This window comes from Nisaea sp. (assembly GCF_039990255.1).
Lineage (GTDB): Bacteria > Pseudomonadota > Alphaproteobacteria > Thalassobaculales > Thalassobaculaceae > Nisaea.
Genome location: NZ_JBDXGG010000023.1, coordinates 62,154 through 80,878 on the forward strand (window position 1 = coordinate 62,154; position 18,725 = coordinate 80,878).

17 protein-coding genes are annotated in these 18,725 nt (G+C 58.9%); 9 read left to right on the forward strand and 8 right to left on the reverse strand.

The features are described 5' to 3' along the window. Nucleotides 1–258 precede the first annotated feature (258 nt). The 5 genes from ABJ076_RS21420 to speB all read right to left on the reverse strand — a co-directional run bounded on the left by ABJ076_RS21420 (nucleotide 259) and on the right by speB (nucleotide 5,465). On the reverse strand, nucleotides 259–1,347 hold the full coding sequence (locus ABJ076_RS21420) for a hypothetical protein (RefSeq protein ID WP_348199009.1): 1,089 nt from the start codon (nucleotides 1,345–1,347) through the stop codon (nucleotides 259–261). A 23-nt stretch (nucleotides 1,348–1,370) separates the two neighbouring features. Then, nucleotides 1,371–1,925: a hypothetical protein gene (locus tag ABJ076_RS21425; RefSeq protein WP_348194873.1), complete on the reverse strand. Its 555-nt coding sequence runs from the start codon at nucleotides 1,923–1,925 to the stop codon at nucleotides 1,371–1,373. Further along, nucleotides 1,922–3,589: a hypothetical protein gene (locus ABJ076_RS21430; RefSeq protein WP_348194874.1), complete on the reverse strand. Its 1,668-nt coding sequence runs from the start codon at nucleotides 3,587–3,589 to the stop codon at nucleotides 1,922–1,924. Before ABJ076_RS21430 ends, ABJ076_RS21425 begins: the two co-directional genes overlap by 4 nt. A gap of 111 nt (nucleotides 3,590–3,700) precedes the next feature. Beyond that, complete coding sequence (locus ABJ076_RS21435; RefSeq protein ID WP_348194876.1) at nucleotides 3,701–4,504, reverse strand: hypothetical protein; 804 nt, start codon at nucleotides 4,502–4,504, stop codon at nucleotides 3,701–3,703. A gap of 4 nt (nucleotides 4,505–4,508) precedes the next feature. Continuing rightward, nucleotides 4,509–5,465, reverse strand: a complete 957-nt coding sequence (gene speB, locus ABJ076_RS21440; RefSeq protein WP_348194878.1) for an agmatinase — start codon at nucleotides 5,463–5,465, stop codon at nucleotides 4,509–4,511. Nucleotides 5,466–5,584: 119 nt separating this feature from the next. On the opposite strand from speB, the gene ABJ076_RS21445 reads away from it, so the two are divergent. Together ABJ076_RS21445 and ABJ076_RS21450 are read left to right on the forward strand one after the other, a co-directional pair. Then, nucleotides 5,585–6,703, forward strand: coding sequence for a serine hydrolase (locus tag ABJ076_RS21445; RefSeq protein WP_348194880.1), 1,119 nt, complete (start codon nucleotides 5,585–5,587; stop codon nucleotides 6,701–6,703). A gap of 96 nt (nucleotides 6,704–6,799) precedes the next feature. Then, nucleotides 6,800–8,218: an ATP-binding protein gene (locus ABJ076_RS21450; RefSeq protein ID WP_348194882.1), complete on the forward strand. Its 1,419-nt coding sequence runs from the start codon at nucleotides 6,800–6,802 to the stop codon at nucleotides 8,216–8,218. 62 nt (nucleotides 8,219–8,280) lie between these two features. Here ABJ076_RS21450 and ABJ076_RS21455 read toward each other — a convergent pair whose 3' ends face one another. Then, nucleotides 8,281–9,684: an FAD-linked oxidase C-terminal domain-containing protein gene (locus ABJ076_RS21455; RefSeq protein WP_348194884.1), complete on the reverse strand. Its 1,404-nt coding sequence runs from the start codon at nucleotides 9,682–9,684 to the stop codon at nucleotides 8,281–8,283. Between the two features lie 176 nt (nucleotides 9,685–9,860). Between ABJ076_RS21455 and ABJ076_RS21460 the strand changes: the two genes are divergently transcribed. From ABJ076_RS21460 to ABJ076_RS21480, 5 genes are all read left to right on the forward strand, one after another. Continuing rightward, complete coding sequence (locus ABJ076_RS21460) at nucleotides 9,861–10,595, forward strand: TerB family tellurite resistance protein (RefSeq protein ID WP_348194885.1); 735 nt, start codon at nucleotides 9,861–9,863, stop codon at nucleotides 10,593–10,595. Nucleotides 10,596–10,597: 2 nt separating this feature from the next. Beyond that, nucleotides 10,598–12,457: an ATP-binding cassette domain-containing protein gene (locus ABJ076_RS21465; RefSeq protein WP_348194887.1), complete on the forward strand. Its 1,860-nt coding sequence runs from the start codon at nucleotides 10,598–10,600 to the stop codon at nucleotides 12,455–12,457. Further along, a complete protein-coding gene (locus ABJ076_RS21470) occupies nucleotides 12,454–13,353 on the forward strand; it encodes an EamA family transporter (protein WP_348194889.1) in 900 nt (299 codons plus the stop codon). Before ABJ076_RS21465 ends, ABJ076_RS21470 begins: the two co-directional genes overlap by 4 nt. A gap of 7 nt (nucleotides 13,354–13,360) precedes the next feature. Beyond that, nucleotides 13,361–14,080, forward strand: coding sequence for an N-acetylmuramoyl-L-alanine amidase (locus ABJ076_RS21475; protein WP_348194891.1), 720 nt, complete (start codon nucleotides 13,361–13,363; stop codon nucleotides 14,078–14,080). 176 nt (nucleotides 14,081–14,256) lie between these two features. After that, nucleotides 14,257–15,498: a type III PLP-dependent enzyme gene (locus ABJ076_RS21480; protein WP_348194892.1), complete on the forward strand. Its 1,242-nt coding sequence runs from the start codon at nucleotides 14,257–14,259 to the stop codon at nucleotides 15,496–15,498. A gap of 106 nt (nucleotides 15,499–15,604) precedes the next feature. Here ABJ076_RS21480 and ABJ076_RS21485 read toward each other — a convergent pair whose 3' ends face one another. After that, the gene (locus ABJ076_RS21485) at nucleotides 15,605–16,357 is read right to left on the reverse strand and encodes a thioesterase family protein (RefSeq protein WP_348194894.1); all 753 of its coding nucleotides are present in this window, start codon (nucleotides 16,355–16,357) and stop codon (nucleotides 15,605–15,607) included. Nucleotides 16,358–16,438: 81 nt separating this feature from the next. Further along, on the reverse strand, nucleotides 16,439–17,344 hold the full coding sequence (locus ABJ076_RS21490; protein WP_348194895.1) for a branched-chain amino acid aminotransferase: 906 nt from the start codon (nucleotides 17,342–17,344) through the stop codon (nucleotides 16,439–16,441). 124 nt (nucleotides 17,345–17,468) lie between these two features. Here ABJ076_RS21490 and ABJ076_RS21495 point away from each other — a divergent pair, with 124 nt between their 5' ends. Further along, nucleotides 17,469–17,987 carry a MarR family transcriptional regulator gene (locus ABJ076_RS21495; protein ID WP_348194897.1) on the forward strand — a complete coding sequence of 173 codons (519 nt, stop codon included), beginning with the start codon at nucleotides 17,469–17,471 and terminating at the stop codon, nucleotides 17,985–17,987. Nucleotides 17,988–17,995: 8 nt separating this feature from the next. After that, a complete protein-coding gene (locus tag ABJ076_RS21500; RefSeq protein ID WP_348194899.1) occupies nucleotides 17,996–18,703 on the forward strand; it encodes a response regulator transcription factor in 708 nt (235 codons plus the stop codon). The last annotated feature ends 22 nt before the right edge of the window (nucleotides 18,704–18,725 follow it).

The following is an 18,725-nucleotide window of genomic DNA, read 5'->3' on the forward strand; positions in this document are numbered from 1 at the left end:
AATTGGAAAAGGTTAATATTATTCACAAGCCATACACAGCTTGGCATTTCGAATGTATTGGCGGCGAGTGAACTTCACCTTAGAAACTGATACACGCACCGCAGACCGAAGCAAATATACTGGTCCTTTTGTTTTTTCGAAACCTCAAATAGATGAGGTCCAGAGAGATCGGGTTGCGGGGTTTTCAAGGCACAAGAGACTCTCCGGCGAAATGACCGGCAAGAACTGTCACGCCACATTTCTTTACAATACCTCTGTTCAATAATTGGCGTCCCCGCCGGGTATCACTTCTAGCGTTCGACTTCTAGAGCGAATAGGCAACCCGTCCATCGCCAAAAGGTCCGCCTCGGCGTCGAGGCGGACAGGCTTGCTCACCCAATAAGGGAAATCTATTTGGAGAACCAAGCGGTCGCCACCGTCTGTCGTTCGCTGAATTTCACGACTATAGCGGCTTTGGTCGACATAATTGGAAAACGCACCGGTAACAGACATGCGAATACGATATTCGCCTCTCTCTGCAACGCTCATCCGGCTGAAACAAACTGGCCCTGAAAAGGTTTTAACATCAGCAGAGATGGGAACCGGAGCACCGCACTCACCACTATCGGGGTCCCGGGATGCAATAGAAAGGCTGATTAAACCAGCGCCATTTCTAGCGGAGTCTTGCGTATTGTTATCTGTCGAAGACGACCACCTGACAATGCCCTCGAATGCAGCGAAAAACAGAGCGAAGATAGTAATACCAGCCAAGATAATCGCCGTTAAACGACGCTGTCTTGAAACTATTTCCTTCCAAAACAATGGCCGCTGGTGCGGTACGAAACGCTCTGCTGCCCGCGGTCCGAGGCAGATCTCCAACGCCTCCAGAGCTCCCGCGACCGGCAAAGACTTCCAGCCATCCGTATCCGCGATCGTTTCCGCTCCATGCGGGTAGAAGAACATGCACTCGCTCTGTTCCGGAACATCGGCCCGGGCCAGTTTTTCAGCGACATGCGAGACGGGTGTCACGTTCAATTCCCGGTCCAGGCCACCCGTAACCAGAATGGTTTTCCCTGCCACATCGTCCGGCTTCGCCAAGACACCCGAAAGCTGGAAGGCGTGGGCAAGGAACATTCCCAACTGCCAACTCTCTCCCGCTTCTATCGGTGCGGCAACATCGGTCCGGTAGACAGGATGTCCCGTCATGCGCTCCACCACACCTGTCGGCTCGCGTACGAAAGCATCGTAAGCCGGACTGACGGGCAAGGCAGTAAAAGCCCCCCCCACACAGATAACGGAGCGAACCGCCGGGTTTTCACGCGCGATGTTCTGAACCTCCACCGGCCCGCGCGTTGTTGCGATCAGCACCCTGATCAGCCGCATAGTCGCCATCAGGCCAGCAGAAACCGGCTATCCGGGTCGCGAAACACGTGAAGGAATGGATCATCGGACGGCAACATGAGTTGAACACCGCCATCGGCACTTTCAGGCAAAGACCGCATCACCGGCTCGCCCGCTTCGGGCATGCCAATCGCGATACGCGGCATGTCACTACCGTCATCGAGACGCTCCACGATGAAATATGCCAAACCGCCAGCGCCATAGGCAGCTTCCAAACGCATCCGGAATGCATCCGTTTCACGTACAGCCAAGCTCCCGTCACTCGCGGCGGCGACTGCAGGGAGATGTCCAAGGGCAAACCGGCGGGCCAACGCCATTAGAGTGGTCCTGACGTCTGAACGGCGCGCTGCCAATTCCATGACGCGCAACCCTGTAGCGCTATCCGGGTCCGCAAGACATTGAACGAACGCGGCGAACGGAACCGGTTTGTCCTCCGCCTCTGCCGCCTCTGAAAGCCAGAGATTGATATCCCGGTCTGCGGAACTGGCGACAAACAAGGCTTTGGCAAACCCGTCATCATCCTCGGGCAATTTTGGTTGAGTCATGCCGTCTCCCGATAAAGCGCGGAGAGTGCGGTATGGAAGCGGCGGCAATCCTCTTCGAACACCTGCTCTGCGGGAATCAGGCTGAAATGCCGCTCCAGCGCCGCAAGAAACGCCCGCAGATCTTCCCCGCACGCCCGCATAAGCGGCTCACATGCCGCGGCGGCCTCCATGATCTCGGGCTCACACACCCGTTCCTCTTCGAAACCGCGCCGGTTCACCTTGGCAAAAGCCAAACGGGACGCCTTGAATAGCCCGGCTTCCGGCATCGTCTCCGGATCGCCTTCAACCGCCCCATGAAGCAAACGGCCAATCGCCCCGCCCGGACGCAATGGCACCACGTTGTCAGCAAAAACAGCTTCCGGCTCGTTGATCCGGTTTCGCAATGCCCGTGCAACCTCCGGGAAGAGATCAAAACCAATTTCGAATGCTTCGGGGCGCACATTCCGGAACAGGATAAACATCAAGGCCAGCCGGACTTTCCTGATCTGCACTGTCAACTCCTCGAAGTCGACCGCTGCGGCCCCGTAATCCTCGACCGGCTTCTGATCGATCAAGGCTTCAACCGTGCCATGAGGCTCCGTCGCCTGTCTTTTCCGAACAGCCTGAACGATCCGGGCCTGATGCGCGCCGAAACATTCTGCCCTCAATATAGTCAAAGGCAGGACGGCGGCCGCATCGCCCGCCTCCATCAACAATTCCAGACGCGCGCCCTCACGCTTGTTGATGGCCTTCAACCGGTCAGCCGGTGGCAGGGCCAATTCGGCGAGCACGGACCGCCTCCCCTCGACCACCTCGAGGGCACTACAAATATCCCCCGGGTCGACCTCACCGGCATCCCGTGATGAGCCGATCGGCGCCGCCGCATCAATGGCGAGCCGGTCGGCAGCCGTCTTCAGTGCCAATCTCAGATGGAGAAAGTTGATCACAACCGTCCGGAACCCCTTGAAATCGCTCCCCGCACGCCGGTCGGAACAGCATTCCTCCCAGAAGGCGAGCACCGTTCGGTCATCGATTGCATCGGCACTGACCCGCCGGTCCGTTCTGTCCGCGATGAAGCTGCACATCGCGTTGAATTTCCGCTCATACTGCTGCGACGGGAGGTGATCCTTCAGGAAGTCATAGAGCCGCCGGGACAGTCCATTGGCAAAGGACTGCATGTCTTCCCGGTCTTTCGGGCCGGACAGGAAAGCGGATATTTCATCATCCAGCTCGGCAAACCCGAGCGCGGTGACGCAAAAATCCAGAAGTGCCGCCAGAAAAGGCATGCGCCCATAGTTCACCCTGAACACCGGCCCCGGATAGCTGATGATCAGTTCATCCGCTCCCGCCTCGATCTCCTTAGGCGCGGCACTCCTCCCCGCCAACGCGAAAGCAGCCGCCCTGTAGGCGCCAGACGTCGCCGCCCGGACACCCCAGAAGAAACCGACATATCCGTGACGGCCCGAAAGCTGATCCGCAGCCGCTATCAGATAAGCGAGTTCAAGAAGAGGTTTGCCATAGGCCCTGGCTGCGATTGTCTGAACCAGAGAGCGGCGGGTCCGCGTATCGTAACGCCCGCCATCGTCACTAGAGGCATCGAGCACGGCGGCAAGAGCGGAGGCCAGCTCATTGCTGATCTCGGTCCTGAGACCAGATGTGCTGCTACCGAAATCCAAAATCGGCACTGAACTTACCCAATATGGTGAATATAATCTTATTTATTCGTTTTTTACGTGTTTATATTTGTCGATTTTTCCATTACCGGCAATAGCTTATCCTTGGCAGAACAAGTCACATTAAAGCTCTGAGGCGACGACAGTCAGATGGGTGCCGGCTCCATGATCGACGATTCGGGCGCCAGATAATCCTGCCCCCTTCACGATCTTTCCCAAAAGCTCACGGAATTCTGTTTCGGATGCCACGCTGCTGTAGCTGAAGCCAATGCCGCCTTCCGCCTCCGGCAGTTTAATGACAACAGGTGCCAACGGCCCGTCGCCCTCGACCGTAAGGATATCGGCAATTGTGAAAATCGTTTCCGGGGCAATTCCCTCGAAAGCGACCTCGAACGTCACGGTCTCTTCCTCCCGGGAAATACCCGCCGGAAGTCCCGCCGCTGCGATCGTATAGGGAAGAATGTGAAGCGCACTCTTTTGCTGCCGCGTGACCACCGCTAACTGCCTGAAAAAAACATCCGCGGAGATGGGCGCTGCGTTCGTAAATACAGCGGGAAGGCCTTCAGCCAGCAGAACGAAGATGGCTTCCCGATCCTGCTTCAGCCCGGTCCGCGCAGCGACGAAAAGTCCGGGCGTACCGCCAATCGGGATGAGGTGCTCCTCACCCGCCGGGATCTGAAGCACGGGCCCAGCCCCATCCACCGTCAGCCGACCGGTAAAGTAGACAGGCTGGACCAATCCATCCGCCGTCCGGGCATAGAACGCAGCGCTGCGCATGTACGGAGATGCGGCAATACGAACACGTGGCACGGCACCGCCACGAAGTTCCGCCAGATCGAGCCGGACCTCGTGCTCTGCCGCGACGACATTCAGAGACACCATCAGGAAGAACGAATAAATGACACCTGCGAGCAGATATAGTCTCACAGGATCAGCTCTTGCGTGCCGCGACGGCCTCGGCAAGCACACAGAGCATCTCGAACATGATCGTGGCGCCGGTCAGAGCGGTGATCCCACTTGGATCGAACGGTGGCGAAACCTCGACCACGTCCCCGCCGATCAGGTTCGCCCCGCTCATCCCGCGCACAAGCAGTTGCGCTTCGAGGGCCGTGAACCCGCCGATTTCCGGCGTACCGGTGCCTGGAGCGTAGGCCGGATCGATGGCATCGATATCGAAAGTGAAATAGGTCGGCCCGTCGCCGATCACACGGCGCGCCTCGGCGATCACGGCATCCAGCCCCATCTCGTATGCTTCGTGTATCTGAATCACGCGCATGCCGTGCTCGTAGCTGAAAGCCCACTGGTCCCGTGAATTGATGCCGCCGCGGATACCAATCTGCACACACCTTTTCGCATCAAGCAGCCCTTCCTCGACCGCCCGGGAAAACGGAGAGCCATGGTGAAAACGAGAGCCGAGATAATCGTCCCCGGTATCGCAATGAGCATCGATCTGGATCAAACCGACCGGTCGCTCGCGGGCCAGAACACGGAGGATCGGCAAGGAGATAGAGTGATCCCCGCCAACGCTGAGCGGAACAGCACCCGTGGCCGTCAATTCTTTGTAGTGATTTTCAATTTCTTCATGTGCGTTCTCAAGCTGGAACGGCCGCTCAACGACCGCGTCACCCACATCGCCGACGTTGCACAACTCATAGGGACAGATCCCGGTCGCTTGATTAATCGTGCGCATCAGGCTGCTTTGATTGCGCACCTCCCGAGGGCCATGCCGGGCACCGGGCCGGTTGGTAACACCGCCATCATAGGGCACACCAACCAGCGCAATATCGAGGCCAGCCGCACTCTCTCTGTAGGGGCTGCGCATGAAAGTCGGAATGCCGGTGTAGCGCGGCAGCCCCATCGCCTTGATTTCCCGATTCGACATCGTCATCGCCTGTCCCCCAGCTGCTTTCGTTCCAGTTTGCGATTGGGGCAGAGCGGATTGCAAGTCTGGACCCTCCCGGCGAATGAGCGCACTGTTTGGCTCCGCCGAGATATCAAGAGATCGACATGACACAGTATTTTCCTGCCTCAAGCGAAACTTGGGAGCGCATCGACCCGCGCGACGCCGGATTCGACGCAGCCGGTCTGAACGCTGCCAGCGACTTCGCCATCGCTAACGAATCCACGATGGACCGGGATATCCGCCGCGCCCTCGACAACGATCTGTTCGGCGAGCCGGAGGGTCTGCGCGACGTCATCGGCATCACCCGGCCGCGCGCCGACCCGCACGGTATGATCCTGAAGGGCGGCCGTATTGTTCATGAATGGGGCGACACCACGCGCCCGGACATCACCTTCAGCATCGCGAAAAGCTACTTGTCGATCTGCGCAGGCCTGGCGCTGGATGACGGTCTTATCCCCAGCTTCGACCGTCCGGTCGCCGAGCTGGTCGACGATGGCGGCTTCGACGACCCGCAGAACAAACCGGTCACCTGGGCGCAGCTTTTGCAGCAGACCAGCGAGTGGCAGGGCACGCTATGGAGCAAGCCGGACTGGATCGATCATAACCGCGATCTCGACGCCCAGACCGGCGAAGGCTCGCTCAAGGGCAAGACCCGCGACATGCAGCCCCCCGGCACATTCTGGGAATATAACGATGTCCGCGTGAACCGGCTGGCACTTGCCCTGCTCCGGGTCTGGAAGCGGCCGCTACCGGAAGTCATCAAAGAGCGGATCATGGACCCGATCGGCGCATCCACCGATTGGGAATGGCATGGCTACGAAAATTCCTGGGTCGATATCGATGACAAGAAGATCCAGTCTGTCTCTGGCGGCTCGCATTGGGGCGGCGGCATGTTCATCAGCTCCCGCGACCAGGCCCGCACTGGCCTGCTCATGTCCCGCGGCGGCACCTGGAACGGCAAGCAGTTGATCTCGGGGAACTATATCGGTCAGGCGACCTCTCCCTGCCCGATCAATACGGATTACGGCTATCTCTGGTGGCTCAACGGCGCAGGCGGCTCAGCACCTTCGGCGCCACGCACCAGCTACTTCGCCAAGGGCAAAGGCTCGAACGTCATCTGGATTGACCCGGAACTCGACATGGTCGCCGTAGTCCGCTGGATCGAGCGCGATGCGTTTGACGGATTCTGCGCCGCCGTGATGGATGCAATTCAAAAGATGTAAGAATTTGTTAATCTGAACTGGAGATTGTGGAGTATTCGGTTAGGTGCCCACCTTAACTGGCAGAATTCCATAACAGCGGATGCTGAGTCTGACGGAATGCGCATTAATCTCCTGCATGTTGCGGTTCTGATCGCAGTTTTTATCTCAATCCTGACGCTGTATGGCACCTCAGTCAGCGCAGGATTGTCCAATGCCACGAATGCAGCAGTGCAGATATCATCGACAGGTGCGATCACTGAACCGGCGCCGGCTGAAAATTCCGCACTTCCATTGCTGAGTGAGACACTGATCTGGTGCGGGGTAACCTTTATCCTGCTGCAAAGCGCCCTGATCGTCCTCCTGGTTTTCAGCCATTTACGCCACCGCCGGCTGAAAGAAGCTCTAAGAGCCAGCGAGAAGCGTTATCAGGATATCGCTTCCATCTCATCCGACTGGTTCTGGGAACTCGACGCAGAACATAAATTAACTCATTTGTCGGACCGGTATGAGAAAGTCACCGGACAAACGGTCGCGTCTCAGCGCGGCACTTCTTATTTACAGTTTGAGTCACTAAACTGGGACAGTGACAGGGCTGACGCGTGGAAGGATCATCGCGATACGCTCAAGGCCCGAAAACCGTTCCGCAATTTCGAATATGCAGCTTCTGGGGCGGACGGAGAGCTCTGCTACCGGCGTATAAGCGGCACGCCGATCTTTGTGGATGATGTGTTCAGAGGCTATCGCGGGACCGGCTCGGACATTACCGAAGAACGGGCGCGTCAGGCTCAATTACTGAGAACAATATACGAAGCGGATCATGCGAACCGGGCGAAGAGCGCTTTCCTCGCGAATATGAGCCACGAGCTGCGGACGCCCCTGAATGCGATCATCGGTTTTTCTGAAATCCTGACCGGTCAGCTCTTCGGGAAAATGCAGAACGACCGCTATCTTGAATATGCGAAAGACATCAACGATACCGGCCAGCATCTGCTAACCGTTCTGAACGACCTGCTCGATATTTCCCGTATCGAGGCGGGCTTTTTGACACTGGACGAGAACGTGATCGATCCGCGGAGGATGTTGCGGTCCTGCGCACGCATGCTGAATGAAAAAATCTCGGCTGCTAACCTCACCTTGAACCTGGATATTCCACCGGATCTGCCGGCCCTTCTCGGAGACGAAACACGCCTTCGCCAGGTTGTGATCAACTTGCTGACAAACGCTGTGAAATTCACTCCCGAAAGCGGAACGATCTGGGTCAGCGCCAATATTGCCGACGACGGAGGCTTCGAAATCACGGTCAAGGATACCGGTGTCGGGATAGCCGCACAGGATCTTGAACGTGTTATGGAGCCCTTCCAGCAGGCCGAGCAGGATCTTTCCAGGCGCTATGGTGGCGTGGGTCTCGGACTGTCCCTCGCCAGAAACCTGACTGAACTTCACGATGGCACAATCAATCTGGAAAGCGAGCCGGGCATCGGAGCTTTAGCGCGTGTGTATCTACCGGCTGACCGCGTGCGCACCTATCCAACCTAAGGCGATTAAACGTCACCGGGCCAGATCACGTCCCTCAATCCGGCTTCGCGCTAGTGGCCCAGTCAGATCTCAACGATCTTTCCGGGGTTCATTATGTTGTTCGGGTCGAGCGCCTGTTTGATAGCGCGCATCATGCCCAACGCTGGACCGTGCTCTTCCTCCAAGTAAGGCATCTTGCCGTACCCTACCCCGTGTTCGCCCGTGCAGGTGCCATCCATTTCGAGCGCCCTATAGACCATCCGCTGACTATGCGCCTTCGCACGAGCCATTTCGTCCGCATCGTCGGGATCGATCACATAGACGAGATGGAAATTACCGTCGCCAACATGGCCGACCAACGGTGCGCAAAGCCCCGATTCGACGATATCCTTTTTCGTCTCCCGAATGCACTCCGCCAGACGGGAAACCGGCACGCAAACATCCGTCGGCCAGCCCAGTGAGCCAAGGCGCAGCGCAAGTCCCGCATAGTATGCATCGTGCCGCGCCTGCCAGAGAACGTTCCGGTCCTCTGTCCTGGTCGCCCATTCGAAGGAGCTGCCGCCGAAATCGGCGGTGATCATCTCAACCGTCTCGGCTTGTTCCTTCACCCCTGCTTCGCTGCCGTGAAACTCGAAGAAAATAGTTGGCTTGGATTCGTATCCTTCAAGCTTTGAGTAATTGATACAGGCGCCCATCTGGACATCATCCAGCAACTCCATCCGGGCGACGGGAACGCCGGCATGGATCGTCGTGATGACCGAATCGACCGCCCCCTCGAGAGTGTCGAACTGGCATACCGCCGACGAGATGGCCTCAGGGATGCCATAAACCTTCAGCGTAATCTCGGTGATCACACCGAGCGTACCCTCGGAGCCGACGAGGAGTCGCGTCAAGTCATACCCGGCGGAAGACTTCCTGGCACGCCGCGACGTCCGAATAATTTCCCCGCTCGGCGTGACAATCCTCAGTGACAGAACATTCTCACGCATGGTGCCGTAGCGCACCGCGTTAGTGCCGGAGGCGCGGGTTGCCGTCATGCCACCGATGGAGGCATCGGCCCCTGGATCAATCGGAAAGAACAGGCCGGTATCACGCAGATGCTCGTTCAGCTGCTTGCGGGTCACACCTGGTTGAACGGTGACATCCAGATCCTCGGCATGAACCGCAAGCACCCGGTTCATCAACGAGGTATCAATGGAGACACCGCCTCTGAGCGCCGCGATATGGCCTTCGAGCGAAGTTCCGGTACCGAACGGGATGACCGGATATTTCAGCCGGTTGCAAACCGTGATGGCGCGGGCGATCTCCTCTTCGCTTTCCGCGAAGACGACAGCGTCTGGCGCCATCGGTGTGTGATAGCTCTCGTCCTTGCCATGCTGGTGACGTACTGCTTCCGCAGTGGTGAATCGGTCCCCGAATATCTGCTTCAGAGCGTCCAGCGCTTCGTCACGGGTGGCGGAATCGACGGGCTTCGCCTCTACGTCCATTTTTGGGATCTCCGTTCGAAAATGTATGGCTGGCAAACTACTCCCGCCCCTTAACTCCAGCAAGAGGGCAACCCTGTTACACTTGCAGCGACACGCCCTGTTGACGGAAATCTCGGCAGCCGACATGTTCCGATGATATTCTACAAATGTTCCACCATCGCGGCAGTACTTGAAACGTGAGTATCTGGGGTAAAATCATTGGCGGCGCGGCTGGCCTTGCGCTCGGCGGACCAATCGGTGCGTTGCTTGGCGCGACCGCCGGCCACGCCGTAGACCGCCTCGCCAGTTCCGATACGCCTAAAGACGAGGAGGCCGCGACCAAGAAAATCGCCTTCACCATCGGCGTGGTCGTACTCAGCGCCAAGATGGCGAAGGCAGATGGTGTGGTCACCCGCGACGAGATCGCCGCCTTTCGGGAAGTTTTCCATATCCCCCCCGAAGAAGTCCGCAATGTCGGCCGGGTCTGGGATCTGGCGCGACACGATGTCGAAGGCTTCGAGGTCTATGCCCAGCAGATCGCCCGGCTATTCAATCCGGGCTCACCCGTTCTCGAAGAGCTGCTGCTCAGCCTCTTCCATATCGCCAAGGCGGATGGCGTCATCCACCAGAATGAGATCGCTTATCTTGAACGCCTCTCCGAGATCTTCGGCTTCGATGCCCTTGCCTTCCAGCGCATGCGCGCCGTCGCCGGCGACAAGGACGCGGAAGATCCCTATAGCGTGCTTGGAATCGCACATGGCGCCGACGACGCTGAGGTCAAAAAAATCTATCGCACCCTGATCCGAGAACACCATCCGGACCGGCTGATCGCCGAAGGTCTGCCGGAGGAGTTCGTCGCTGCCGCGACGGCAAAGATGGCTGCCATCAACGCCGCCTATGACCGTATTGCCAAACAGCGCGGTATGAACTGAGCATGGCCCGAGCCTCTTCTGCGCCGCCGATCGTCGCCCTTCGCAACGCCCGGCTCACCCTCAGTGAACGCATTCTGTTCGATGATGTAGATGTCACCGTGGCCAAAGGCGAACGCATCTGCCTCGTCGGCCGCAACGGCTCCGGCAAATCGACGCTGCTGAAATGCCTTGCCGGGCAAGTCGATCTCGACCAGGGCGAGCGGTTCGTGCAGCCTGGCGCGAAAATCGCCTACTTGCCGCAGGACCCGCCATTGCCGAAAGGCATTACCATCCGTGAGCATGTACGGGGTGGCCTTTCAGTGCATCCGGGCGAACACCCGGCTGAATATCTGGTCGATTCCATGCTGCTCCATCTTTCTCTCGACGGGGACCGTCTGACCGATGCCCTTTCGGGAGGCGAATCCCGCCGAGTGGCGCTGGCGCGGGCTATGGTGTCCGAGCCCGACGTGCTGCTGCTGGACGAGCCAACGAACCATCTCGATCTACCGACCATTGAGTGGCTGGAAGAGGAACTGGAAGCCTTCAAGGGCGGCATCCTGCTTATAAGCCATGACCGGGCATTCCTCAGCCGGCTGTCGAACCGGACATACTGGATCGACCGTGGCGAGGTGCGTCGCAATTCTGACGGCTTCTCCGCATTCGCCGATTGGGCGGACAAAGTGCTGGCGGACGAGGAAGCGACAAGGCGGCGTGTCGATAAACAGATCGCCGAAGAAACCCGCTGGTTGCGCGAGGGGCTGACTGCCCGGCGCAAACGCAATATGGGCCGTGTCCGAACGCTGCTCGGCATGCGCCGGGAGCGTGCCGAAAGGATCAAGCGGACCGGCCTCGTCAATCTCAGTGTCGGCGACGCCGAGTCCGGCGGCCAGCTCGTCATCGAAGCCAACCACATTTCCAAGGCCTACCCGCAGCCTGATGGCAGCGAGAAAGTTCTGGCGACGGACTTCTCCACCATTATCAAGCGCGGCGACCGGATTGGCCTCGTTGGCGCTAACGGCGCCGGTAAAACCACCCTACTAAAAATGCTGATCGACCAAGAGAAGCCCGACAAGGGCCGCGTCCGTGTCGGTTTCGGCGTCGAGACCGTCTATTTTGACCAATACCGCGAGACGCTGGACGGCGATGCAACTCTCTGGTCGACGCTTTGTCCCGGCGGTGGCGATACCGTGTTCGTCCACGGCAAGCCGAAGCACGTCGTCTCCTATCTGCGCGACTTCCTGTTCGAGGAGCGCCAGGCACGGGCACATGTGAAGAACCTCTCCGGCGGTGAGCGAAACCGTTTGCTACTGGCGAAGCTGTTCGCCGGGCCGCACAACCTGCTGGTGCTCGACGAGCCGACCAACGATCTCGATATCGAAACCCTCGACCTGCTGCAGGAAGTTCTCGGCGAGTACGAGGGCACGATCATCCTGGTCAGCCACGATCGTGACTTTCTCGACCGGGTGGTGACTTCCATCATCGCCGTCGAGGGCGACGGTAAAATTGAGGAGTTCGTCGGCGGTTTCAGTGACTACGCGGCCTTCCGGAGATCGGAAGCCGAAGAAGCTGCGGCGCCGAAGAAGCGCGAGAGCAAGCCATCGGCACCGACATCTGAGAAACCGGCGCAGCCGCGGGCCAAACTCAGCTACAAGGATCAACGCGCACTCGACAATCTCCCGGACACGATCGACAAACTCGGCACGGAAATCGAAACCCTCGGGAACGAACTTGCCAATCCCGCGCTGTTCACCAGCGACCCGAAACGTTTCAAGACCGCAAGTGCAAGACTTGAAGCGGCTCAGACGGAACTGGACGAGGCGGAAAATCGCTGGCTTGAACTAGAAGAACTGCGCGAGACCATAGAGAAAGCCCGCGCTTCATGAAGCCACAGGATATCCTGCTCGGCGTCGTTGTCATGGTGGTCTGGGGCATGAATTTCGCCTTCGTCAAGATTGCCATGACGGAATTCTCGCCGATGATGCTTGTCGCCCTGCGCTATCTGCTGACAGCCGTCTTGCTGGTACCTTTCCTGAGATTGAGCGGCATAAAGTTCCTGCACATATTCGGCCTCTCGGTCACCCTTGGTGTCCTGCACTTCGCCTTTATGTTTACCGGTCTCAAGGGCACCGACGCCTCACTCGCGGCCATCGCGGCGCAGATCCAGGTTCCGTTTGCGGTGATCCTCGCGGTCATGTTCTTTCGCGAGCGCCCGAACCGGCGGCAAATTCTGGGCATCGCCATCGCCTTCGCCGGTGTAGCAATGCTGGCCGGGGCGCCGAAGACCTCCAGCAGCCTGTTCGATCTCGGCCTTGTCATCATCGCCGCGCTGCTCTGGGGCCTTGCCCATATCCAGGTGAAATGGATGGGGGCAATAAACCCCTTCGTACTGAATGCCTGGATGTCCGTACTGGCCGCCCCCATGATCATCGGCACATCGTTGATCTTCGAGGACGGGCAATGGGAATCGCTGCAGACGGCCGGAGCCGCCGGGTGGGGCGGCGTCATCTACATGGCTCTCGGCGTAACCATCTTCGGGTACGGGATCTGGTACAAGATCTTGCAGAAATACGATGTCTCCCAGACCATGCCGCTGACAATTCTGGCCCCGCTGGTAGGCGCGGCCTCCGGCATCGTCTTTCTCGGCGAGCATATGGACGCCATCCAGATAGCGGGTGCGGCCCTGACCATCGTCGGAGTAGGTGCTGTAGCCACCGGCCGGGCGAAGACCACACCAAAAATAGAAGCGGACATGCAAGCCGCAGCAAAAGCCGAGGGGTAAGCGCTGGATGGGAATGGACAGCATCATCGACCGCCCATCCCCGAACCACGACGCACGACCGGACGGAACAACAGTCGACATTCTGCTGCTGCACTATACCGGGATGCAGTCGGCAGAAGCCGCACTCAACCGGCTGGCCGACCCGGATGCCACCGTCAGCGCCCATTACCTGATTGATGAGGATGGCCGCTGCTACCGGATGGTCGATGAAGACCGGCGGGCCTGGCATGCCGGTGTAGCCTCATGGCAGGGAGCAACAGACATCAACGCCCGCTCGATCGGCATTGAGTTGGTAAATCCGGGCCACCAGTTTGGATACAGACCCTTTCCGGACCAGCAGATGGAGCGCCTTGCACATCTCTCCAAAGCCATCCTTGCGCGCCACGCAATCGCGGCATCCCGTGTCCTCGCACATTCCGATGTCGCTCCGGACCGGAAGGAAGATCCTGGAGAATTGTTCGATTGGGAGAGGCTTGCTCTCAGCGGCACCGGCCTCTGGCCTTCCCATACGTCTGCCCCCGCCAGAGAGATGGGTCTTTCGGAGGCGATGAAGCTGCTTTCCGAAATCGGATACGCTGCTTCTGAAGATCCTGTAATGAACAACTCCGCACGCAGCGTTCTGCTTGCCTTTCAACGCCGCTGGCTTCCAAGCGCCCTGACCGGTGCACTGACACCCGAGACCAAAGCGCGGATTCGCGACGTGCATACAGAAGTAATTCATTCCTAAGCGCACTTATTGCGCCCCTTTTCTACTTGCATAAACTCAGCAACACGTTCATATGGTCCGCACGACGCGCGCACGTGCCACTGGCCCAGGCGAGAGAGCCAAGCAGGTTAAGCAACGACGAGGCGTCCTTTTTGAAACTCAGGTCCGTACGGACCGGTTCCGAGAGGGAAGCACCGATGCTTGAGCCAAAACGTGGCATGATTGCCGCTATTCCGAATTCCGATAATCAAAACGCCTCCATCCAGCTCGTCGAGCTGGATCAGGAACCAGTAGCGCGTGCAGTTGCATCTGTATCCGATCGGTTGGCGCATTACTTTGCCACCGAGGTGATCGACGGCCCCCAGCTCGCGGTCGATCTTGAGCTGGTTGAAGCCCGCTACAACACACTGGCAAACGGTTTCCGTGGCGCCGATATTTTCTATGCCATCAAGGCCAACCCCTCGGTAGAGATCCTCGACCGGGTCGCCGCGCTCGGCGGTTATTTCGATTGCGCCAGCATGGGCGAGATTGATCTTGTTCTGAGCCGCGGCGTCAGCCCGAGCCGGATCAGCTTCGGCAATACCATCAAAAAAGAAAGCGCGATTCGCAAAGCCTTCGATTGCGGTGTCCGCCTGTTTTCCTTCGACAGCGAAGGCGAGCTTGAGAAGTTGGCCCGGTCAGCACCGGGCGCGTCCGTGTTCTGCCGCATCCTGGCGGAGAACGATGGCGCCGACTGGCCATTGTCCCGCAAGTTCGGCTGCTCCGTCAAAATGGCCGGCGATTTGCTTGAAGAGGCCGATCGCCTCGGCCTGGACGCCTACGGCGTTTCCTTCCATGTCGGCTCGCAGCAGAAGAACCCCCGGGCCTGGCGGGAGGCTCTCGCCGATGTCGCCAAGCTGATGAAGCGGCTGGACAGCTCCGGCGTAGGCCTGCGCATGATCAATCTAGGTGGCGGTATGCCGGCGACCTACGACAACGGTGAAACCGATTTGCTGGAATACGGCGCGGTGGTAATGGCAGCAGTGCGCGAACAGTTCGGCGACCGCACGCTCGATCTGATCATCGAGCCGGGCCGTGGTCTGGTTGCCGATGCCGGCATCATCCAGGCCGAAGTCGTGCTGGTGTCCAAGAAGGACGACAGCGATGCGCCGCGCTGGGTCTATCTCGATATCGGCAAGTTCAATGGCCTTGCCGAGACCATGGACGAAGCCATTCGCTATCAAATCGAGACCATCCGCACCGGAACCGCTATTCCCGCCGTTCTGGCCGGGCCGACCTGCGACAGCGTCGATGTCCTGTACGAGAACAACCCGTATCCGCTGCCAATCGACCTCAAGGTCGGCGACAAGGTCTGGATCCTCGGCACCGGCGCCTATACGACGACCTATTCCTCGGTCGCCTTCAACGGCCTGCCGCCGCTCGCCAGCGTCTGTATCTAAACACGCAGGCTTTTCCGTCGCCTTATACGTCATCTCTGAGCCTCGTCTTTGAACAGGATAACTGTGTTTCAGAGAGATCGGACAGAGCCAGGAATCGGCAATCACACTACCCCATCACAGCAAGCACAACCGGCTGCGTTGCTCGGCCAAGATAGCCGTCCTGGTCATAGAGATCGCTCGCTGTGATCCCGAGGCCGCTGGCATTCCAGAACGGATGCGAATCCACCCCGAGCCAGGCCCCGGTAGGCGGGCGGTGCAGGTGGATGCTGATCTCCGGATTCGGAAAGACCACCTTTTCACTGTCAACCCAGCTGGGGCGCGAAAGGCCTGTCGCCCAATCCGCCAGAGACAAGACGCGGGTCAGCGGCCCCATGTCTTCCACGACCGGAGCGAGATGCCGCATCCAGACCCGGCCCCCCTCTTCCCGGCGCATCTCACAGGCATCCGCAAACCAGGGCTGGTCCATAGACCGGCCGATATGGAAGTCCTTACCCGCAACCGGAATCCGTTCCACCGGCACTTCCTCCAGAAACGGTAAAGCCTCGGGGGTCAGAAACAGGGCGCTCGCCACCGCGCAAACCTTGCCGCCGGCGACGAGTTCCGATGAGAGTTGAAGGGAACGGCGGCCCTGACGCAATGTCCGGACGGACACCGCGACGGGCGCCATAGGTGTCGGGCGCAGCAGTGACAGGGACATCTGAAGCCCTATCCCTCCCCCGCTTTCGCGGGAGGTCTTCTCCATCTCGGCGGCAAGCAGCCCGCCAACAATGCCGCCATGCAGGCCCGGGAAAGGTCCATTGGCGAGCGGTCCCGGCACCCAGTGAGTACCGTCGAATGTGCAAACGGGGGAAGCTGTCATATGTCAGCTTCCCCCGTATACGAAAGATATGTCCAGTGCCCGGAGGGAACGGGATCGTTCCCTTATCCGGTGACCTGCATATTACTCGGCCGCGACTGCCACACCGGTCGCGTGAGCACGCACCGCCACGTCATAGGCGTCGACCAGCTTGCGGGTAACCTCGCCCGGCGTGAACTTGTAGGTGCCGATGGTACCAACGGGAGTGACTTCCGCTGCCGTGCCGGTCAGGAAGCATTCGGTTGCCCGCGTCATCTCTTCCGGCCGGATATGCCGCTCGACGATCTCGTAGCCGAGATCGATCGCAAGCTGCTTCACCGTGCGGCGGGTGATGCCATCGAGGAAGCAGTCAGGCGTCGGTGTATGCAAACGGCCGTCATCCATCAGGAAGAAAATGTTGGCGCCGGTCGCCTCCGCGACATAGCCGCGATAGTCCAGCATCAGCGCATCGTGGAAACCGCGTGCCTCCGCATCGTGCTTGGACATGGTCGCGATCATATAGAGACCGGCGGCCTTACTGTTCGTCGGCGCAGTGTCAGGAGCAGGACGGCGCCACTTGGCGAGATCAAGGTCGATGCCCTTCATCTTCGCTTCCGGATCGAAATAGGACGGCCATTCCCAGGCGGCCACAGCCAGATGGATGGTGTTCTGCTGTGCGGACACGCCCATCATTTCGCTACCGCGCCAGGCAACCGGTCGGACATAGCCGTCGACGATCCCCATGGAGTCGATCACCGCCTGCTTTGCGGACTCGATGGCGTCGACATCGTAAGGTATCTCGAAACCGAGAATTGCGGCGGAACGGTGCAGGCGCTCGGTATGCTCACGGGACTTGAAGATCTGTCCGCTATAAACCCGTTCGCCCTCGAACACTGAACTGGCATAGTGCAGTCCATGGCTAAGTACATGCAATTTGGCATCACGCCAGTTCAACAAGGTACCGTCCATCCAGATGGCACCGTCGCGATCATCGAAAGGAAGCAGGCTCATGAAGTTTCATCCCAGCAAGCTCCAAAGCCTAACCCGTTCGAATTATTCAACTTGACGGGCGCCTTGGTTAGATTGTTACCCAAACTCGAGCCAACAGCTAACATTCAAAAGGAATTAAGTCAACATGGTTGACGTAAAAAGCATGGCCAATCCGCTGTTCCTGCGAGAGGAGGAATTGAGGCAAGGCATCGAGATGCTGTTTTTTGCCTATCGCGACTTCACAGGTGAGCCGGATGCCATCCTTTCGGAGATCGATCTGGGCCGGGCTCATCACCGGGTCATTTATTTCGTCGGGCGCAATCCCAGGATCACCGTGACGGACCTGCTGAAGATCCTCAAGATCACCAAGCAGAGCCTTTCCCGGGTCCTCAGTCAGCTTGTCAATGAAGGCTATATCGAGCAGACCACCGACCAGGGAGACAGGCGCAAAAAGCTGCTGACCCTGACCGAAAAGGGCGTCGATCTGGAGCATCGCTTGACGGAAAACCAACGCAAGCGGATCGCTCGCGCCTACCGTGCTGCCGGTGCGGAAGCAGTGCAGGGGTTCCGCGAGGTACTTCGCGGCATTATCGACCCGAGCGATCAGGAACGTTTTGAAATCGTCACCCCGACCATGCCCGTTCCGCGTCGCGGCAAAGGATGAATGCTCTGATGGATGGCGAAGACCAGCCCCATATTCTTGTCGTCGACGATGACAGTCGGCTGCGTGACCTGCTGACCCGGTTCCTCAGCGAGAACGGTTTCCGCATTACCGCCGCAGGCGATGCCGCCGATGCACGGCGCAAGCTGGCAGCGATCGATTACGACCTTATGGTTCTGGACGTCATGATGCCAGGGGAGACCGGCTTCGAGCTGACCCGGTCCATGCGCCAGACACGCGATTTGCCAATCCTGCTGCTCACCGCGATGGGCGAGATGGAAAACCGCATTGAGGGATTGGAGACCGGAGCGGACGACTATCTGACAAAGCCGTTCGAGCCACGTGAACTGTTATTGCGCATCCGCACCATCATGCGCCGCACCCGTATCGCCCCGGGCATGCCGGAAGCGCCATCGCGCGTCACCTTTGGCCCCTATGTCTACAACCGGACAGATGCCGAGTTGACCAAAGAAGGCAGCGCGGTTCACCTGACCGAGTCTGAAGCACTGCTACTCGGGTGCTTTGCCCAGACACCGGGCCGGACGCTCAGCCGCGAAGACCTGGTCGCCCGCAATGCCGTGAACGGCCACGAGCGCACTGTCGACGTACAGATCAACCGATTGCGCCGGAAGATCGAGAAAGATCCCAAATTTCCCCGCTTCCTGCAGACCGTGCGCGGCAAAGGCTATGTTCTAAAGGCAAGCACGAGCGACGCCTGAGAATTCCCTGGCGCGCCCCGCT

What these genes read in the sequence shown, in the direction of transcription:
- ABJ076_RS21425 (WP_348194873.1), bottom strand. Translation starts at nt 1,925, where the DNA reads ATGACTCAACCAAAATTGCCCGAGGATGATGACGGGTTTGCCAAAGCC.
- speB (WP_348194878.1), bottom strand. Translation starts at nt 5,465, where the DNA reads ATGACGATGTCGAATCGGGAAATCAAGGCGATGGGGCTGCCGCGCTAC.
- ABJ076_RS21445 (WP_348194880.1), top strand. Translation starts at nt 5,585, where the DNA reads ATGACACAGTATTTTCCTGCCTCAAGCGAAACTTGGGAGCGCATCGAC.
- ABJ076_RS21450 (WP_348194882.1), top strand. Translation starts at nt 6,800, where the DNA reads ATGCGCATTAATCTCCTGCATGTTGCGGTTCTGATCGCAGTTTTTATC.
- ABJ076_RS21455 (WP_348194884.1), bottom strand. Translation starts at nt 9,684, where the DNA reads ATGGACGTAGAGGCGAAGCCCGTCGATTCCGCCACCCGTGACGAAGCG.
- ABJ076_RS21465 (WP_348194887.1), top strand. Translation starts at nt 10,598, where the DNA reads ATGGCCCGAGCCTCTTCTGCGCCGCCGATCGTCGCCCTTCGCAACGCC.
- ABJ076_RS21470 (WP_348194889.1), top strand. Translation starts at nt 12,454, where the DNA reads ATGAAGCCACAGGATATCCTGCTCGGCGTCGTTGTCATGGTGGTCTGG.
- ABJ076_RS21475 (WP_348194891.1), top strand. Translation starts at nt 13,361, where the DNA reads ATGGGAATGGACAGCATCATCGACCGCCCATCCCCGAACCACGACGCA.
- ABJ076_RS21480 (WP_348194892.1), top strand. Translation starts at nt 14,257, where the DNA reads ATGCTTGAGCCAAAACGTGGCATGATTGCCGCTATTCCGAATTCCGAT.
- ABJ076_RS21485 (WP_348194894.1), bottom strand. Translation starts at nt 16,357, where the DNA reads ATGACAGCTTCCCCCGTTTGCACATTCGACGGTACTCACTGGGTGCCG.
- ABJ076_RS21490 (WP_348194895.1), bottom strand. Translation starts at nt 17,344, where the DNA reads ATGAGCCTGCTTCCTTTCGATGATCGCGACGGTGCCATCTGGATGGAC.
- ABJ076_RS21495 (WP_348194897.1), top strand. Translation starts at nt 17,469, where the DNA reads ATGGTTGACGTAAAAAGCATGGCCAATCCGCTGTTCCTGCGAGAGGAG.
- ABJ076_RS21500 (WP_348194899.1), top strand. Translation starts at nt 17,996, where the DNA reads ATGGATGGCGAAGACCAGCCCCATATTCTTGTCGTCGACGATGACAGT.